This is a genomic window from Oryzihumus sp., from assembly GCF_054325275.1.
In genome coordinates this window covers 12,546-28,915 of the sequence record NZ_JBTCWL010000051.1, presented here as the reverse complement: position 1 = coordinate 28,915, position 16,370 = coordinate 12,546, and the positions used below count along the sequence as shown (strand labels likewise).

General features: G+C 72.9%; 16 protein-coding genes. 9 read left to right on the top strand and 7 right to left on the bottom strand.

Annotated features, from left to right (window positions below; all coding sequences use genetic code 11):
- The first annotated feature begins 51 nt into the window (after positions 1–51).
- Entirely contained in the window at positions 52–1,629 is a 1,578-nt protein-coding gene (guaA, locus tag ACXVGS_RS13585; protein ID WP_458529290.1) for a glutamine-hydrolyzing GMP synthase, read from the top strand.
- A gap of 221 nt (positions 1,630–1,850) precedes the next feature.
- The gene (locus tag ACXVGS_RS13580; RefSeq protein WP_458529291.1) at positions 1,851–2,789 is read left to right on the top strand and encodes a type IV toxin-antitoxin system AbiEi family antitoxin domain-containing protein; all 939 of its coding nucleotides are present in this window, start codon (positions 1,851–1,853) and stop codon (positions 2,787–2,789) included.
- Between the two features lie 109 nt (positions 2,790–2,898).
- On the opposite strand, the gene ACXVGS_RS13575 is transcribed toward ACXVGS_RS13580, so the two are convergent.
- Both ACXVGS_RS13575 and ACXVGS_RS13570 read right to left on the bottom strand, forming a co-directional pair.
- The gene (locus ACXVGS_RS13575; RefSeq protein ID WP_458529292.1) at positions 2,899–3,567 is read right to left on the bottom strand and encodes a phosphatase PAP2 family protein; all 669 of its coding nucleotides are present in this window, start codon (positions 3,565–3,567) and stop codon (positions 2,899–2,901) included.
- A 46-nt stretch (positions 3,568–3,613) separates the two neighbouring features.
- Complete coding sequence (locus tag ACXVGS_RS13570; RefSeq protein ID WP_458532204.1) at positions 3,614–4,027, bottom strand: hypothetical protein; 414 nt, start codon at positions 4,025–4,027, stop codon at positions 3,614–3,616.
- Positions 4,028–4,125: 98 nt separating this feature from the next.
- Between ACXVGS_RS13570 and ACXVGS_RS13565 the strand changes: the two genes are divergently transcribed.
- Together ACXVGS_RS13565 and ACXVGS_RS13560 are read left to right on the top strand one after the other, a co-directional pair.
- Positions 4,126–5,430 carry a MurT ligase domain-containing protein gene (locus ACXVGS_RS13565; protein ID WP_458529294.1) on the top strand — a complete coding sequence of 435 codons (1,305 nt, stop codon included), beginning with the start codon at positions 4,126–4,128 and terminating at the stop codon, positions 5,428–5,430.
- Entirely contained in the window at positions 5,427–6,152 is a 726-nt protein-coding gene (locus tag ACXVGS_RS13560; protein WP_458529295.1) for a type 1 glutamine amidotransferase, read from the top strand. Before ACXVGS_RS13565 ends, ACXVGS_RS13560 begins: the two co-directional genes overlap by 4 nt.
- A 50-nt stretch (positions 6,153–6,202) precedes the next feature.
- On the opposite strand, the gene ACXVGS_RS13555 is transcribed toward ACXVGS_RS13560, so the two are convergent.
- Both ACXVGS_RS13555 and ACXVGS_RS13550 read right to left on the bottom strand, forming a co-directional pair.
- Positions 6,203–7,264 (bottom strand): lysylphosphatidylglycerol synthase transmembrane domain-containing protein, encoded by a 1,062-nt coding sequence (locus ACXVGS_RS13555; RefSeq protein WP_458529296.1) that lies wholly within the window; start codon positions 7,262–7,264, stop codon positions 6,203–6,205.
- A 20-nt stretch (positions 7,265–7,284) separates the two neighbouring features.
- Positions 7,285–8,106: a PIG-L family deacetylase gene (locus ACXVGS_RS13550; protein ID WP_458537055.1), complete on the bottom strand. Its 822-nt coding sequence runs from the start codon at positions 8,104–8,106 to the stop codon at positions 7,285–7,287.
- A gap of 35 nt (positions 8,107–8,141) precedes the next feature.
- Here ACXVGS_RS13550 and ACXVGS_RS13545 point away from each other — a divergent pair, with 35 nt between their 5' ends.
- Positions 8,142–9,428 carry a glycosyltransferase family 4 protein gene (locus ACXVGS_RS13545; protein ID WP_458537054.1) on the top strand — a complete coding sequence of 429 codons (1,287 nt, stop codon included), beginning with the start codon at positions 8,142–8,144 and terminating at the stop codon, positions 9,426–9,428.
- A complete protein-coding gene (locus tag ACXVGS_RS13540; RefSeq protein ID WP_458537053.1) occupies positions 9,425–10,006 on the top strand; it encodes an NUDIX hydrolase in 582 nt (193 codons plus the stop codon). The genes ACXVGS_RS13545 and ACXVGS_RS13540 overlap by 4 nt, the downstream gene beginning before the upstream one ends.
- 83 nt (positions 10,007–10,089) lie before the next feature.
- On the opposite strand, the gene ACXVGS_RS13535 is transcribed toward ACXVGS_RS13540, so the two are convergent.
- The 3 genes from ACXVGS_RS13535 to ACXVGS_RS13525 all read right to left on the bottom strand — a co-directional run bounded on the left by ACXVGS_RS13535 (position 10,090) and on the right by ACXVGS_RS13525 (position 12,969).
- Entirely contained in the window at positions 10,090–11,136 is a 1,047-nt protein-coding gene (locus ACXVGS_RS13535; protein ID WP_458529300.1) for an ABC transporter substrate-binding protein, read from the bottom strand.
- A gap of 128 nt (positions 11,137–11,264) precedes the next feature.
- Positions 11,265–12,164 carry an ABC transporter permease gene (locus ACXVGS_RS13530; protein WP_458529301.1) on the bottom strand — a complete coding sequence of 300 codons (900 nt, stop codon included), beginning with the start codon at positions 12,162–12,164 and terminating at the stop codon, positions 11,265–11,267.
- On the bottom strand, positions 12,154–12,969 hold the full coding sequence (locus ACXVGS_RS13525; RefSeq protein WP_458529302.1) for an ABC transporter ATP-binding protein: 816 nt from the start codon (positions 12,967–12,969) through the stop codon (positions 12,154–12,156). The genes ACXVGS_RS13530 and ACXVGS_RS13525 overlap by 11 nt, the downstream gene beginning before the upstream one ends.
- Before the next feature lie 133 nt (positions 12,970–13,102).
- Here ACXVGS_RS13525 and ACXVGS_RS13520 point away from each other — a divergent pair, with 133 nt between their 5' ends.
- The 3 genes from ACXVGS_RS13520 (at position 13,103) to ACXVGS_RS13510 (ending at position 16,366) form a co-directional block, all read left to right on the top strand.
- A complete protein-coding gene (locus ACXVGS_RS13520; RefSeq protein WP_458529303.1) occupies positions 13,103–14,734 on the top strand; it encodes a sensor histidine kinase in 1,632 nt (543 codons plus the stop codon).
- Entirely contained in the window at positions 14,731–15,408 is a 678-nt protein-coding gene (locus ACXVGS_RS13515; RefSeq protein ID WP_458529304.1) for a response regulator, read from the top strand. The genes ACXVGS_RS13520 and ACXVGS_RS13515 overlap by 4 nt, the downstream gene beginning before the upstream one ends.
- Positions 15,409–15,502: 94 nt before the next feature.
- The gene (locus tag ACXVGS_RS13510) at positions 15,503–16,366 is read left to right on the top strand and encodes a hypothetical protein (RefSeq protein WP_458537052.1); all 864 of its coding nucleotides are present in this window, start codon (positions 15,503–15,505) and stop codon (positions 16,364–16,366) included.
- Positions 16,367–16,370 lie beyond the last annotated feature (4 nt).

The following is a 16,370-nucleotide window of genomic DNA, read 5'->3' as shown; positions in this document are numbered from 1 at the left end:
CAAGGTGGCCCGCGAGGTCGAGGGCCGGCTGGCCACCGGTAGCCTTTCCGCGTGACTGAAGCGCTGCAGGCCCGGCCCGTCCTCGTCGTCGACTTCGGGGCGCAGTACGCCCAGCTGATCGCCCGGCGGGTGCGTGAGGCCAACGTCTACAGCGAGGTCGTCCCGCACACCATGCCGGTGGCGGAGATGCTCGCCAAGGACCCCGCGGCCGTGGTCCTCTCCGGTGGCCCGTCCTCGGTCTACGAGGAGGGTGCGCCGGCGCTGGACGCCACGCTGCTCGAGGCCGGCGTGCCGGTCTTCGGCATCTGCTACGGCTTCCAGTCGATGGTCAAGGCGCTCGGCGGCACCGTCGCCCACACCGGGCTGCGCGAGTACGGCGCGACCATGGCCTCGGTGTCCGACACGAGCTCGACCCTGTTCAACGGCCAGACCGCCGACCAGTCGGTGTGGATGTCCCACGGCGACTCGGTCTCCGAGGCCCCGGCCGGCATGCGGGTGACCGCCTCCACCCCGGGTGCGCCGGTGGCCGCGTTCGAGGACGACGAGCGCAAGCTCTACGGCGTGCAGTGGCACCCCGAGGTGATCCACTCGACCTTCGGCCAGCGGGTGCTGGAGAACTTCCTCCTGCGCGGCGCCGGGCTGGAGCCGACCTGGACCGCCTCCAACGTGGTCGAGGACCTCGTCGGCGCGATCCGCGAGCAGGTCGGCGACGCCCACGTGCTGTGCGCGCTCTCCGGCGGGGTCGACTCCTCGGTGGCCGCGGCGCTGGTGCAGAAGGCCGTCGGCGACCAGCTGACCTGCGTGTTCGTCGACCACGGGCTGCTGCGCGCGGGCGAGGCCGAGCAGGTCGAGCAGGAGTTCGTCGCCGCGACCGGCGTCGACCTGGTCGTCGTCGACGCGCGCGAGCAGTTCCTGACGGCGCTCGCCGGGGTGTCCGACCCCGAGGAGAAGCGCAAGATCATCGGCCGGGAGTTCATCCGCGTCTTCGAGCAGGCTGCGCGCGACGTCGTCGGGTCGGCCGACGCCGAGGGGCACCCGGTGGAGTTCCTCGTGCAGGGCACGCTCTACCCCGACGTCGTCGAGAGCGGCGGCGGCACCGGCGCGGCCAACATCAAGAGCCACCACAACGTCGGCGGCCTGCCCGACGACCTGCAGTTCAAGCTGGTCGAGCCGCTGCGCACCCTGTTCAAGGACGAGGTGCGCCAGGTCGGCCTCGAGCTCGGCGTGCCCGAGGGCATCGTCTGGCGCCAGCCGTTCCCGGGTCCCGGCCTGGGCATCCGGATCGTCGGTGACGTGACCGCCGAGAGGCTGGAGATCCTGCGCGCCGCGGACGCGATCGCCCGCGAGGAGCTGACCGTCGCCGGCCTCGACCGCGACATCTGGCAGTGCCCCGTGGTGCTGCTGGCCGACGTCCGCTCGGTCGGCGTCCAGGGCGACGGCCGCACCTACGGCCACCCCATCGTGCTGCGGCCGGTGTCCTCCGAGGACGCCATGACCGCGGACTGGACCCGCCTGCCGTATGACGTGCTGGCCCGGATCTCCGGTCGCATCACCAACGAGGTGCGCGAGGTCAACCGGGTCGTGCTCGACGTGACGAGCAAGCCGCCGGGCACCATCGAGTGGGAGTGACCTCCCGGGCCTGACGAGCCCTGGGGTGTTGGTGACGGCGCCCTCGCCTCGACACGGGTTCGTTCCCCACGACACAGGTATGACCCTGTGCCAGGTGACACGAACCTGCGTTGAGCAGGCTCGGCGGCCGTGGTCCACAGGGGTGTCACCGGTCGTCCCGCTGTCCACAGGCGCCTGGGTTCGGACTGGTCGGCCGCGACGGGCGCGGCGACGATTCCCGGATGAACGACCTGCTCACCGCACGGCTCGAAGCGCAGCATGGCGCCATCACGGCGGCCGACGCCGAGGCGTGTGGCGTCAGCCGGAAGGCCCTGGCCCGGATGGTGTCCCGGGGCGCTCTGGTGAGGGTTCACCCGGGCCGCTTCGTGGAGTCGGCGCGTCTGGAGGGAGCCAGCCCGGAGCGCCAGCACGCCCTGCGCACGTTGGCGGTGGTGCGTGGCTTCGCTGACCGGCACGCCGCCAGCCACGTCTCGGCCCTGGCGCTCCACGGTCTGCCCGTCATCGGCGCGTCCCACGACAGGGTCCACGTCACCCGCACCACGCCGGGCCGTGGCCGGCGCACGGGGGACGTGGTCATCCACTCCCTCGAGGGGGCGCTCCCGGTGCGCCGCATCGGGGGAGTCCTGTCGGTGCCGTTGCCCCTGGCGGTCGTCCAGGCCACGGCATCGGCCGGCCTGGTCACGGGTGTGGCGGCTGCGGACGAGGCGTTGCGCAAACAGCGGGTCACCCGTCAGCAGCTGCAGGAGGCCTTCACCGCCAGTCGTGTCACGCACGGCGTCGGCGACGTTCGCACGATGCTCGAGATCGCAGATGCAAGGTCCGAGTCGCCGGGTGAGTCGTGGACCCGGGTGTTGTTCAGGGCGATGGGCTTGCCATCGCCCGAGCTTCAGGCGCCGATCGCCGACGAGGACGGCTGGGTGTTCGCCGAGGTCGACTTCCTGTTCCGTCGGCAGCGAACGATCGTCGAGTTCGACGGGCTCCTGAAGTACGCCGGCGCCGACGGGAGACGAGCCCTTGTCAAGGAGAAGCAGCGGGAGGACCGTCTGCGTTCGCTCGGCTTCGCCGTGGTGCGGCTGACCTGGCGTGACCTGTCCGATCCGGGTCGGGTGAACCGGCTGGTCCGGGCGGCCTTTGCCCGTCAGGGTGCCACGGTGTACTGAGGACCCATCGTCGCTTCACCTGACGCTGGCCACACGTTCGTGTCACCTCACACTGGGATGACCCTGTGCCAGGTGACACGAACCTGTGCTCAAACGCTGACGATCAGGGTCAGGGTGGGGTGCGACGGGATCGGAGGGGCCAGCGGAAGGCCAGCCACAGGATGAGGCTGCCGAGCAGGATCCCGGCCACCACGTCGCTGACCCAGTGGAAGTGCTTCCACACCAGGGCCCAGCCCACGACCAGGGTCCAGGCGCCGGTGAGCACCAGCGCCCGGCCCTGCCAGCGTGGCCGCAGCCCGGTGAGCATCAGCGCGACCACGCCCACGCACACCAGCGCCGAGGTGGTGTGCCCGGAGGGGAAGTAGCCCCAGTCCGCCTGCACCTCGCTGCCGGGCGGTCCGGGGCGGCCGATGAGGGTCTTGCCCAGCAGCACGGTCGCCGTGAGCAGGCCCAGCGCCGCCACCGGCGGGACCAGCGCCCGCCAGGACCGGGTCCGTGCCGCCACGAGCACGCCCACCGCGAAGGCCACGGCCACGTTCGCCGCCGGCTGGGCGACCGTCGTGACGAGCGTAGCCAGGCGGTCCAGCGCCGGGAACGTCCCGTGCCGCGGCACGCTGCCGGACACCCTCGCGTCGAGGAGGGTGACCCGGCTGTGCGTCACGACGGCCACGGTCAGCAGGGCCAGGGCGAGCACGAGCACCGCCGGGACGAGCCACCGCGCGGGGCTAGGGCGTGCACCGGCGCCGGCCGGGCTCAGGGTCGGGGTGCGCACGGACACCTCAGCGACGGTAGTCGCCGCGGCTGGCCGGCACCTGAGAACCCACTCATGGTCCGCCGGGAGCCGCCAGGGCGGCCACCACCGCGCCGGCGAGCAGCGCCACCAGCACCCCCAGGAACACCCACATCCCGGCCACCCCGCGCATCCGCTGCCGCCCCGGCCCGATCCTGCCGCGAAGGAAGGTGAACGCCGGCGGTGCGTAGAACAGCTGCTGCTCCTGCCCCGCCGGCACGACCACCTGGGCCGAGGCGTGGCCGTAGCGCCACAGGTACTGGCAGCTCACGGCGACGACGTTCGGCCCCGCCCAAAGGTCGTAGACGTTCTCGCCCCACCGCGCCGGGATCGGCGCACCGTTGACCATCACCTGGGGCACGGTCAGGGCTCCCCACACCCACGCACTCTTCTGCAACGTCAGCCGCAGCCGCCCCGTGACCGGCTGCGCCACCCCCGTGTCCGTCATGCGCGACACCCTAGGGCCATGGGCACGGGGGCGTGTCGTCCGCGGCCGGTGGGCGGACGGCATACAGCCCCGGTATGCCGGGTGGCTAGGGTTGGCCCGTGCTCAGGACTTCGGTGGCGGTTGCGGCAGGGAAGGCGGCGCGGGCCGCCTCCAGACTGAGGGGCGGGGGCTCGGCGCTGCCGGGCCTGGTGGTGGAGCGGGTGGACCCGGCGTTCCTCGCGCACGCCCTGGCCGACCTGCCGCGCGGGATCATCGTGGTCAGCGGCACCAACGGCAAGACCACGACCACCAAGATGCTCGCGGCGATCCTGCGCGAGCACGGGCTGCGGGTCTTCACCAACCCCACGGGCAGCAACTTCACCCGCGGCGTGATCTCCTCGATGATCCCCGAGATCCACCTCGGCGGCCGGCTCGACGCCGACGTCGCGGTGCTCGAGCTCGACGAGGCCCACGCGCTGAAGTTCGCCGCCGCGGTCAGGCCGACCCACTCGCTGCTGCTCAACGTGGCCCGCGACCAGCTCGACCGGTTCGCCGAGATCGACCACACCGCCCAGCTGCTGGCCCAGCTCGCCGAGCAGACCACCGGTGGCGTGGTGCTCAACATTGACGACTCCTTCGTCGCGCGGATCCGCGACCGGGTCGCCGACGGGGTCGAGGTGCGCTACTTCGGCGTCGACCCCTCGATCTCCGAGCGGCTGCCCGAGCTGATGGAGGCCGACGTCCGGTTCGAGGACGACTGGGCCGCGCCGAGCCCGACCGACGGCGACGGGCTGCTCAAGCCGGCCGACGAGCGCTCCTTCGAGGTGCGCTTCGGCGCCGAGGGCGTCGTCGGCCCGGTCGAGCTGCGCCAGCGCGGCCTCGCCGCGATGATCAACGCCACCGCGGCCACGACCACCGCGAAGATGCTGCTGGGCGCGGACTTCCGCGAGGCGTCCACGGTCGCCGCGCTGCAGAAGGTGCAGCCGCCCTTCGGCCGCGGCGAGATCATCGATGCCGACGGCCAGCCGCTGGAGCTGGTGCTCGTCAAGAACCCGGCCGGCTTCACCGTCGCGCTGGGCACCTACGGCAGCACGCCGGTCGCCTCGATGGTGGCGATCAACGACAACTACGCCGACGGCCGCGACGTGTCCTGGCTCTACGACGTCAGCTTCGAGAGCCTGCGCGAGCGCGGCGTGGCCATCACCTCCGGTGTCCGGGCCTACGACATGGCGCTGCGGCTGCAGTACGACGACGTCGCCGTCGAGGAGGTCGAGCCCGACCTGGACAAGGCGCTGGAGCGCTTCCTCACGGCATATCCGGACGAGCCCAAGCGCATCTTCTGCACCTACACCGCCATGATGGCCCTGCGTCGCGACCTCGCCGCGCGCTACGGCCTCGCCAACTTCGGGGAGGACCCCCAGTGAGCAAGGGCCGCATCAACCTCGTGCACATCTACCCGCGGGAGATGAGCATCTACGGCGACCTGGGCAACACCCGCTGCCTGGCCTCGCGGCTGCGCTGGCACGGCTACGAGGCCGTCGTCCACCAGCACCACCCGGGCACCGAGTTCCCCGAGGACGCCCACCTCGTCGTCGGCGGCGGCGGGCAGGACTCCGGGCAGGCCCGCGTGGAGGCCGACCTCGAGCGGAACGGCGACCGGCTCAAGGCGCTGGCGGCGGACGGCACGCCGATGCTGATGATCTGCGGGATGTACCAGCTGTTCGGCAACGCGTTCATCACCGTCGAGGGCCGCAGCCTGCCGGGCCTGGGCATCCTCGACGTGACCACCCGCGGGAACGCCAAGCGGATGATCGGCCCGGTCGTGCTCGACACCGAGTTCGGCGAGGTCGTCGGCTACGAGAACCACTCCGGCTCCACCGTGCTGGGGGAGGGGCAGAAGCCGTTCGGCACGGTGCGCTCCGGCATGGGCAACAACGGCACCGACCAGACCGAGGGCGCGACGACCGGCAACGTGTTCGGGTCCTACCTGCACGGCCCGATCCTGCCGGCCAACCCGGCCTTCGCCGACGCGCTCATCGCGCGGGCGGTCGAGCGGGCAACCGGCCAGGCGTTCGAGCCCGGCACCCCCGACGACAGCCTCGCCGACCAGGCGCGGCTGCGGCAGGTGCGCCGGCTCGTCGGCTGAGAGTCCACGGCCACCCGGGTATGCCGGGTGGCCAGGCCCCGGGTGGGTGCTCAGTCGGCGGGGCGCTGCTTGCGGGACAGGCCCCAGGCCATCCAGCCGAGGGCGCCCAGCGGGATCTCCATGAGGTGGGTGTAGACCGAGAACAGCACCACGCCGGCGGTCGCGCCGGCAGGGTCGGCACCCCAGCCGACGAGCACGGCCGCCGTGCCGGTCTCGGTCACCCCGACGCCGCCGGGGGTGATGCCGACCGCGGTCAGCAGCCGGCCCAGGGCGTAGGCGGCGAACATGTGCGCGAAGGAGACGTGCACCCCGGTGGCGTTGAGGCAGAACCAGAACAGCACGTAGTAGACGCCGAAGAAGCCGACCAGGCCGAAGGTCATGCTGGCCCACCCGGTCCGGACCACCCCGGAGATGCGCCCGCGCAGGTCGTGCACGAGCTCGTCGATGCCGAGGTCGTGGCTGCGCTGGGTGCGCCGCGAGATCGGCCGCAGCAGCTTGTCCAACGTGCGCCCGACCACGGTCGCGGCGCCCTCGGAGGCGATGACCGCGATGAACGTGCCGAGCAGCAGCACCCCGAGGACGCCACCGACAACGGCCCCGCCGGCGACGGCCCGTGGCAGGTCACCGGCCCCGAACAGCAGCGCCGCGATGCCGATGATCGGCAGCACCACCCGGGCCAGCACGTTCCACACGCCGCTGACCACGATCGAGGTGGAGATGTCGCGGCGCGAGAAGCCCCAGGAGCGGCACATCGCGTAGGTCGCCGCGACCCCGGCCGCCCCACCGAACGGCAGCAGGTTGCCGACGGAGGACCCGCAGACGTTGACGATCAGCGCCCGGGGGTGGGACAGGCCCGGCAGCGACCCGGTGAGGGTGAACGTGTAGAGCCACAGCCCGGCCATCATGAGGAAGAGCAGGCCCAGCGCCGTGGAGGGGCCGACGTGGCGCATCAGCTCGAAGACCTTGTGCCAGCTCGTGCCGACGAAGTGCGGCAGCCCCCAGGCGAGCACCGCCACGGCGATGGCCAGGCCACCCAGGCCCTGCAGCAGCTGCCGCGTGGTCGGCCGGGTGAAGCGGGGGACGTCGGTCTCGTCGGTCGCCGGACGTGCCACGGTCTCTCCCTGCGCGGCGCTCACGTCAGCCCCGCGAACACGTCATGGGCTACCGGCGCCCCGGCCGGGTGCCGCGGGTCGACGAACCACTCCCGCCCGAAGACGAGGTCGTAGACCGGTCGCGGAATGCGCAGGAAGGCCGCCAGGGTCCGGTCGGCGCCCCCGTCCGCGCTGGCCTGGGAGGCGTGGGCGCGCATGGAGGCGCGCTTCGCGGCGGCATACCGGCGCACGCTGATCCGGTGGGTGATCGCCGCGCGAGGGCTGAACGCGCGTTCGAACGAGGTGGGGTCGAACTCGGGCGGGAAGCGGTAGACCTTGCCGGCCAGGGCGATGGCTCGGCAGATCGTGTCGCGCGGCACGGTGGCCTCGAGCACCCTCGGTGTCCCCGCCAGCTCGGCCGCACGGGCTCCCACCTCGTGCACCTTCACGTGGTCACGATGCCCGTAGCCGCCGTTGGCGTCGTACGTCAGAAGGACGTCGACCGACTCCTCCTCCAGGATGGCGGCCAGCCGCCGCGCCGCCTCGTCGGTGTCGGCCCGGACGAACCGGGTGCGTCCTGGCGGGTCCGGCTGCAGGTCGTCGGCCAGGCCGCTGTCGGCATAACCCAGGTGTTCCACGCGTGCCACCCCCAGTGCCTGCGCGCTCTCGCACAGCTCCTCGAGCCGGCGTTGACCCAGCCGGCCGTCCCCGGCGAACTCGGCGGAGGCCAGCCCCAGGTCCCCGTCCGTCGCCACCACCACGATGACACGGTGACCCTCCGCCGCGGCACGCGCCATCGTCCCCGAGGTCAGCAGCGCCTCGTCGTCGGGGTGGGCGTGGAAGGCACAAAGGGTGTGTGGCATCGGGGTACATCCTGACTCATGGAAGGCTGGGTTTCGTGAAGGTTGCCCTGCTGTCCGACTGTTACCTGCCCCGCCTGGGGGGCATCGAGGTGCAGGTCCACGACCTTGCCGTGCGGCTGCGCGGCCGTGGACACCAGGTGAGCGTGTTCACCGCCACACCCGGCGCGCACGGGGAGCGGGGCGGTTTCGTCGACGTCGTCGACGGCATCGAGGTGCACCGGCTGGCCCTGCGGCTGCCCTTCGAGCTGCCTGTCAACCCCCTCGCCCCACCCGAGCTGCGGCGCCGGCTGCAGCAGGGCGGGTATGACGTGGCGCACGTCCACATGGGCGTGGTCAGCCCGTTCGCGGTCGACTGCGCCCGGGTCACCACCTCGATCGGGCTGCCCACGACGATGACGTGGCACTGCATGCTCGGGGCCGCGGCGCCGCTGTTCCGGCTGGTCCCGACCGTGCGGGGCTGGGCCGAGGCCGGGGTGGCGATGAACGCCGTGTCGGGTGTGGCCGGGGAGCCGCTGCAGCGGGCGATCGGCGACGCCGGGGTGGTGGAGAACCTGCCCAACGGCATCGACGTCTCCGCGTGGCTGACCGAGCCCGGGCCGCAGGCGGGGGCGGGCGGCATACGGGTGGTGTCGGCGATGCGCCTGGCCGCGCGCAAGCGGCCGATGGCGCTGCTGCACGCGGTGCTGCGGGTGCGCGAGCTGGCCCCGGACGTGCCGTTCACCCTCGAGGTGCTGGGGGAGGGCCCGGACCGGGCGCGGCTGCAGCGCTTCGTGGACCGGCACGACCTGGCCGGCACGGTGCGCCTGGTCGGACGGGTCAGCCGCGAGGAGCTGCGCAGGACGTACGCGGACGCGGACATCTACGTCGCCCCCGCCCGGCTGGAGAGCTTCGGCATCGCCGCGCTGGAGGCCCGCACCGCCGGGCTGCCCGTGGTGGGCCTGTGGGGCAGCGGGCTGAACGAGTACGTCGAGGACGGGGTCAACGGGTTCCTCGCCGGCGACGACGAGGCCCTGGCCGGCTGCGTCGCGCGGCTGCTGCTCGACGACGCGCTGCGTGGCCGCATGGCGGAGCGCAACCGGCAGGTCCCGCCGGCCCAGTCCTGGGAGCACGTGCTGGAGCGGGCCGAGGCGGAGTACGCCCGGGCGATCGCGCTCGCGGGGGCCCGCCGATGGCCCGGCAGCGCACCCCGCAGCCGGACATCGAGGTCGTCGGAGTCGACGCCGCGGGAGCGGAGGTCGCCCGGCAGCGGCTCGGCCACGGCCAGGACCCCCAGGCCCTGCTGTGGGCCTGTGGCTGGCGCGCGGTGGACGCCCTGGAGGTGAGCAGCCACTCCGCGGAGCGGCACGTGCTGACCGCCCGCTTCCAGGTCGCCCCGGCGCAGGGCCGGCCGCCGGTGCCGCACACCGCCGTGGTGCACCGCGACCGCGACCTGGTCGTCGAGCCCGGTGAGGTCGCGGACCCCTACCAGCGGGTGGCGGCGTATGCCGTGGTGACCAGCGAGCGCGGGCTGCTGCTGGCCCAGCTGTCCGGGCTGACCAGCGAGCCGGGGCGCTGGGGGCTGCCCGGCGGTGGGCTCGATCCGCACGAGGCGCCGGCTGACACGGTGCTGCGCGAGGTCTGGGAGGAGAGCGGGCAGCGGGTCCAGGTGACCTCGCTGGCCGGCATCCAGAGCAGCCACTGGGTCGGCCGGGCGCCCGACGGCCGGCTGGAGGACTTCCACGCGGTGCGCATCGTCTACCGCGCCACCTGCGGCGAGCCGACCGAGCCGGTGGTCCACGACGTCGGCGGCACCACCGCGTCGGCGGCCTGGTTCCCCACCGACGACCTGGCCGGCCTGCCGCTGACCGCCGGCTGGCGTGCGGCGCTCGCGCTGTGGCCTCCCCATGGCCACGATGCCTGACGCGCCGGGAGGGACGTTCCCCGGGGTTTGCGGTGGCGCGAAACCCGGAGGAACGTCCCTCTCGGCGGGGTCAAGCGGCCTGGTCAGCTGGCCTTGTCGACGAACGCCGTGGTGTAGGTCTCGTCGAGCTTGATCGCGTCCTTCTTGGCCTTGACCTTGTCGTTGAAGGTGCCGAGCACGTCCAGCACGGTCTGCGGGCCCCCCTCGGGCATCCGGCCGTCGGAGGTGAACATCGGCGAGGAGTCCTTGATCGACTTCACGTAGAGCGCCTGGTTGCCACCGGCGTAGTCGGCGGGCATCTTCGCGGCGATCTCGCTCGCGTCATGGCTGCCGATCCACTTCATCGTCTTCACGAACGCGTTGACGACCTTCTGCACCGTCTCCGGGTTGGCCTTGACGTAGTCGCAGCCCATGTAGAGCGACGCCGCCGGGTAGAGGCCGCCGAGCGCCTGGCGGGTGCCCTCCTCGGTGCGCATGTCGACGAGCACCTTGCCCAGGCCCTTGGCCTCGACGTTGGCGATCGTGGGGTCGGTGGTCATGCCGGCGTCGATGCCGCCATTGGACAGGGCCGCGATGAACGTCGACCCGGCGCCGGCCTTGACCGTGGAGTAGTCGGCCGCCGTGATGCCGTTCTTCGCCGCGAGGTACTGCGTCAGGTAGTCGGTGGAGGAGCCGGGCGAGGTGACGCCCAGCTTCTTGCCCTTGAAGTCCTTGGCGCCGGCCAGGGTGGCGGCGGCCTGGGTCGAGACGACCTCGGCCTCACCGGGGGTCTTGGCGAGCTGGACGACGCTGGTCAGGCACTTGCCCTGGGCCTGCAGGGTGACGGTGTGGTCGTAGAACCCGACGACGCCCTGCACCTGCCCGGCCAGCAGGACGTTCTCCGCGGAGGCGCCGGACGGCTCGGTCAGCAGCTGGACGTCGACGCCCTGGTCCTTGAAATAGCCGAGCTGCTCGGTGAGCTTGGCCGGCAGGTAGATCACCTTGTCGATGCCGCCGACCATGATCTTGACCTGCGGCTGGCCCGCAGCGTTGGTGCTCGCGCCGGCGCGGGAGTCGCGACAGGCGGACAGCGCCGCCAGGGCGAGGGGCAGGGCGACGAGCGCGGCGAGCTTGTGGGTGCGCGGGCGCATGGCAGTGCTCTCTTTCGTGAGGTGGGGTGGAAAGGCGTTGAACCGCAGCGGTATCCGCGGGTGGTGCGGACCGGGGGTGCGTCGCCGGCGGCGCCGGCCCGGGATACGGGCCGGTGGTGGCCGACGGGCTAGAGGCCGGAGGCGGCGTTGCCCTTGACGGCGGGGCGCCAGGCGGTGAGGCGCACCTCGACCTTGCTGATGAGCCATTCGGCGACCAGGGCGATCACGGTGGTGACGATCATCCCGGCGTAGATGCCGGCGGCGTCGAAGTTGCCCTGGGCGTGGTTGATGAGGATGCCCAGGCCCTTGTCGGCGCCGGTGAACTCGCCGACGATCGCGCCGATGAGGGCGAAGCCGAAGGCGACGTGCAGGCTGGCCAGGATCCAGGACGTGGCGCTCGGCAGGATGATCGTGCGCAGCATGTCCCACCGCCCCGCACCGAGGATCCGGGCGTTGTCGACCAGCACCTTGTCGACCTCGCGGGCGCCCTGGAAGGCGTTGAAGAAGACCGCGAAGAAGACCAGCACGAAGCTGGTGGCGACCTTGGAGCTCATGCCCAGGCCGAACCAGATGACGAACAGCGACGCGAGCACGATGCGGGGGATGGCGTTGGCACCCTTGATGAACGGCGCGAGCACGTCAGCCAGGAACGGGCTGCGGCCCAGCGCGACGCCGAGCAGCACGCCGGCGAGGCTGCCGAGGACGAAGCCGTAGACCGCCTCCTGCAGGGTGATCGCGATGTTCTCCCAGATCGTGCCCTGCGAGGTGCCGACCGTGAACCACTCGACGAGCCTGGTCCAGATCTGGCTGGGCATCGAGTAGTAGAACGGGTCGATCACGGTGCGCGCGGCCAGCTCCCAGGAGGCGAGCCAGGCGGCCACGAGGACCACCCGCACCAGGTTGACCATGACCGGGGAGTGCCCGGAACGCCCGCGCAGGAACGCGATCGGGCCGGCGGCGCGCGCGGGAGCCTCCTCGGCGGGGGTGGGGGCGGCGTCGGCCGGACGGTCGGTCCGCTCAAGCAACACGGGAGGCTCCTCGGGCACGGGTGATCTCCACTTCCTCGCGAAGGCTGTCCCACACGCGGCGGTACAGCTCGGTGAACTCGGGCGTCAGCCGGATCTCCTCGACCCGGCGCGGCCGGGGCAGGTCGACGGTGACGACGTCCTTGACGGTGGCCGGCCCGGCGGTCATGACGACCACGCGGTCGGCGAGGCTGATCGCCTCGGTGAGGTCGTGCGTGACGAACACGACCGCGGCGCCGGTGCCGGACCACAGCCGCAGCAGCTCGTCCTGCATGAGCTCGCGGGTCTGCACGTCCAGGGCGCCGAACGGCTCGTCGAGCAGCAGCAGCGACGGCTCGGTGATGAGCGTCTGGGCCATGGCGACGCGCTTGCGCATGCCGCCGGAGAGCTGGTGCGGGTAGCGGTCCTCGAAGCCGGCGAGGCCGACCCGGGCGATCCAGTCGCGGGCGCGATCGCGGGCCTCCGACGTCGGGACCTTGCGGTAGCGCAGGCCGAGGGCGACGTTGTCGAGCACGTTCTTCCACGGCAGCACGGCGTCGGACTGGAACATGTAGCCCACCCCGTCCGGGATGCCGGTGACCGGGGCGTCGTGCACCTGCACGGTGCCGGAGGTGGCCGGTTCGAGGCCGGAGACGAGCGAGAGCGTCGTCGACTTGCCGCAGCCCGTGGGGCCGACGACGGTGACGAACTCGCCGGCGGCGACGGTGAGGTCGACGTCGGTGATGGCGGTGAAGGCCGAGCCGTCACGGGTGGCGAACTTCTTGCTCGCCCCCCGCAAGGTGATGGCCGGTGCGGTGGTCTGGCTCATGACGGGCGACCGTAGGAGCGACGTGACCCAGCGCACATCCCTTGCGCGCGTTACGGCCTCATTTCACACAAGTGGCGTTCTGCGCGTTCTGCTCACGACCCCGGGAGGCGACCGGTCGCCATACCGTGTCCGGGTGCTCACACGCTCCCCCCGGCGGCTGCCGCTGCGGGCCCAGGCGATCCTGTTCCAGGTCGCCGTGCTCGCGCTCGTCCTCGTGCTCGCCACGCTCGTCTCGACGATGGTGCTGCGCCGCGACCTGGAGCAGCAGTTCGAGCAGCGTGCCCTGGGCATCGCCCGGACGGTGGCGCAGCGCGAGCAGCTGGCCAGCGAGGTGAGCAGCACCCGGCCGTCCGTGGACGGCCCGGTCCAGCGGTATGCCGCGCAGGTGCGCCGCGCGACCGGTGCGCTCTACGTCGTGGTGACCGACGACGCGGGGATCCGGTTCAGCCACCCGACGACCTCGCTGATCGGCCAGCGGGTGAGCACCGACCCCTCCGACGCGCTCGCCGGCCGTGAGGTGGTGGCGATCCAGCGCGGCACGCTGGGCGACTCTGCCCGCGGCAAGGTGCCGTTGCGTGCCGCCGACGGACGGGTGGTCGGCGAGGTCAGCGTGGGCATCGACATCGCCGACCTCAACCACCGGATGTGGCAGCTGGCCGGGCTGCTGGCCCTGGTCGCCGCCGCGGCGCTGGCCCTGGGCTCGCTGGGGGCGGTGGCCCTGGCCAGGCGGCTGCGGCAGGCCACGCTCGGGCTGGAGCCGGAGGACATGGCCGACCTGCTGCGCGAGCACGAGGCGGTGCTCGGCGGGGTGCGCGACGGTGTGCTGGCCGTGGACGACCGCGAGCGGGTGAGTGTCTGCAACGCCGAGGCGAGCCGGCTGCTCGGCGCCTCGGTCAGCCTCGGCGTGCCGCTGGCCGACTCCGGGGTGCCGGAGGAGGTCCAGGCGCTGCTGACGACCCCGGAGGCGCCGACCGGGGCGATGCGCGTGGTGGGGGAGCGGGTCGTCCTCGCCACCCGGCTGCCGGTGCGCCGCGAGGGACGCGACCTGGGCCAGGTGCTGATCCTGCGGGACCGCTCCGACCTCGACGAGCTGGGCCGCGAGCTCGAGGCCACCCGGGCCCTGACCGACGCCCTGCGCGCCCAGGCGCATGAGTACACCAACCGGCTGCACGCCCTCAGCGGGCTGCTGCACCTGGGCCACGTCGATGAGGCACAGGGCTACCTCGACGACCTCCAGGACGGTGCCGCCCTCGGGGCCGGGGTCGAGGACCCTTATCTCGCAGGGCTGCTCGCGGCCAAGGCTGCGGCGGCGTCGGAGTCGGGTGTGGCCCTGACCGTGACCGACGCGACCTGGGTGCCGGCCCGGCTGCGGGCGCCACTGGACGCGGTCACCGTGGTGGCCAACCTCGTCGACAACGCCGTGCGCGCGGCCGCGGACGGCCCCGCCCGCCCGGCCACCGTGGAGGTCACGCTGGTCGCCGACGGCGCCGACCTGCTGGTGCACGTGGTCGACTCCGGCGCCGGGGTGCCGCCGGCCGAGGTGGGCCGGGTGTTCGCCAGCGGGTTCACCACCCGTGCGGACGGGGCCGAGCGGCACGGCATCGGGCTGGTGCTGGCCCGGCAGACCGCCCGCCGGCACGCCGGGGACGTGGAGCTGGTCGACGCCGGCGGCAGCGGGCACGGGGCCGTCTTCCGCGCGAGGATGGGCGGCGTGCTGCTGCGCGAGGGGCAGACCGCCACCCCCGGCCACGAGGAGCTGACGTGATCCGGGTGCTGGTCGTCGACGACGACTTCCGGGTCGCCCGCGTGCACGCGTCGTACTGTGAGCGGGTGCCGGGGTTCGAGGTCGTCGGCACCACGCACACCGCGGCCGACGCGGTGCGCCTGGCCGCCGAGACCGCACCGGACCTGGTGCTGCTCGACGAGTACCTCCCCGACCGGCCGGGGTCCTCGGTGATCGGTGAGATCGGGGCGGCCGTCATCGTCATCAGCGCGGCCGACGACGCGGCCACGGTGCGCCAGGCGATCTCGCGCGGCGCGGTCAACTACCTCGTCAAGCCGTTCGCCCCCTCGGTCCTGGCCGACCGGCTGGTGGCGTTCGAGCGGTTCCATCGCTCCCTGCACGGCGACCGGCAGCTCGACCAGCAGGCGGTCGACCGGGCGATGCGGATGCTGCACGAGGGCGACCTCACCGGCTCGGCGCTGCCCAAGGGGCGGTCGGCGGTGACAGCCGAGGCGGTCCGCGAGGCGCTGCGCTCCTCAGGGGAGCCGATGACCGCGCAGGCGATCGCCGACGCGGTCGGGGTGTCCCGGGCGACCGCCCAGCGCTACCTGGCCGACCTGGCCCGGGCCGGCCGCGTCCAGCTGGGCCTGCGCTACGGCGCGACCGGGCGGCCCGAGCACCGGTACGAGTGGCTCGGCGGCACCGAGCACGCCTGAGAGCACGTCCGAACGCACCAGTTCCGTCGTTTCGTGGCCCTGACGGGCCGGAAACGACGGAACAGGTGCGTTCGGTGGTGGCACGATGACGCCCGTGGGGAGCGCGCGCGAGGTCCTGGGCATCGAGGTCGGCGACGAGCTCATGGCCCGGTGGGCAGGCTGGTTCGCCCCGGAGGTGCAGCCCTTCCTCGTGCCGGAGGGCAGCGCCCTGGCTGAGCTGGGTCGTCCGGTGGCCCCCGGACCCGCGGCCGTGGAGTGGCGCGACACGTTCGAGATCTACACCCCGCCCGCCGGCATGACGTGTCGCGGCGTGACGGCCGCCGAGTTCACGGCGCTGCCGCGGGAGGTGCGCGCTGAGCTGGTGCGCACCCAACGGGCCGTTGGACGACGACTCGTGCCGAGCGTGCGGTCGTGGCCGGCGCTGCGGGACCACGGCATCCGCGAGCAGGCCGACGGGCACCGGTTCGTCTGGTGGCCGGAGCTGCTGGGGGGTCGCGAGGACGATGCGCTCGTGCCGTTCGTGGAGGAGGGGATGCGGCGCAGCCGTCATGCCGAGGTCCCTGCTGCTGTCTGGCGCGAGGCCGGTCGCGTTCTCCCGGGAGCCCGGGAGCTGGCCGGGACGTTCCCGGGCGGCAGCGGACCCAACTGCCTGGCCACGGTGATGGCTGCCTCGGGGGTCAGCGAGGTGGCGACCCGGTGGATGCAGCGTGAGCCGTTCGAGGAATGGCTCGCCGGCCACACGTGTCCGGGCGGCCGGGACGACCATCCGGGCACGGTCCTGGTCTGGCGTTCGCAGGCGGGGCTCGTCCAGCACGCAGCCGTCACCCTCGGCGCCGGCTGGGCGCTGCACAAGCCGTCGCAGGGGTGGATGAGCCCGGTGAAGGTGCTCACGATGGCCGAGGTGCTGCTCAGCGCGCGGTGTCCGGGCAGGCGGCTGACCCGACGCCGCCTGGTCTAGGCGC

Coding starts and splice junctions, on each gene's coding strand:
- ACXVGS_RS13580 (WP_458529291.1), top strand. CDS start 1,851: ATGAACGACCTGCTCACCGCACGGCTCGAAGCGCAGCATGGCGCCATC.
- ACXVGS_RS13570 (WP_458532204.1), bottom strand. CDS start 4,027: ATGACGGACACGGGGGTGGCGCAGCCGGTCACGGGGCGGCTGCGGCTG.
- ACXVGS_RS13550 (WP_458537055.1), bottom strand. CDS start 8,106: ATGCCACACACCCTTTGTGCCTTCCACGCCCACCCCGACGACGAGGCG.
- ACXVGS_RS13535 (WP_458529300.1), bottom strand. CDS start 11,136: ATGCGCCCGCGCACCCACAAGCTCGCCGCGCTCGTCGCCCTGCCCCTC.
- ACXVGS_RS13525 (WP_458529302.1), bottom strand. CDS start 12,969: ATGAGCCAGACCACCGCACCGGCCATCACCTTGCGGGGGGCGAGCAAG.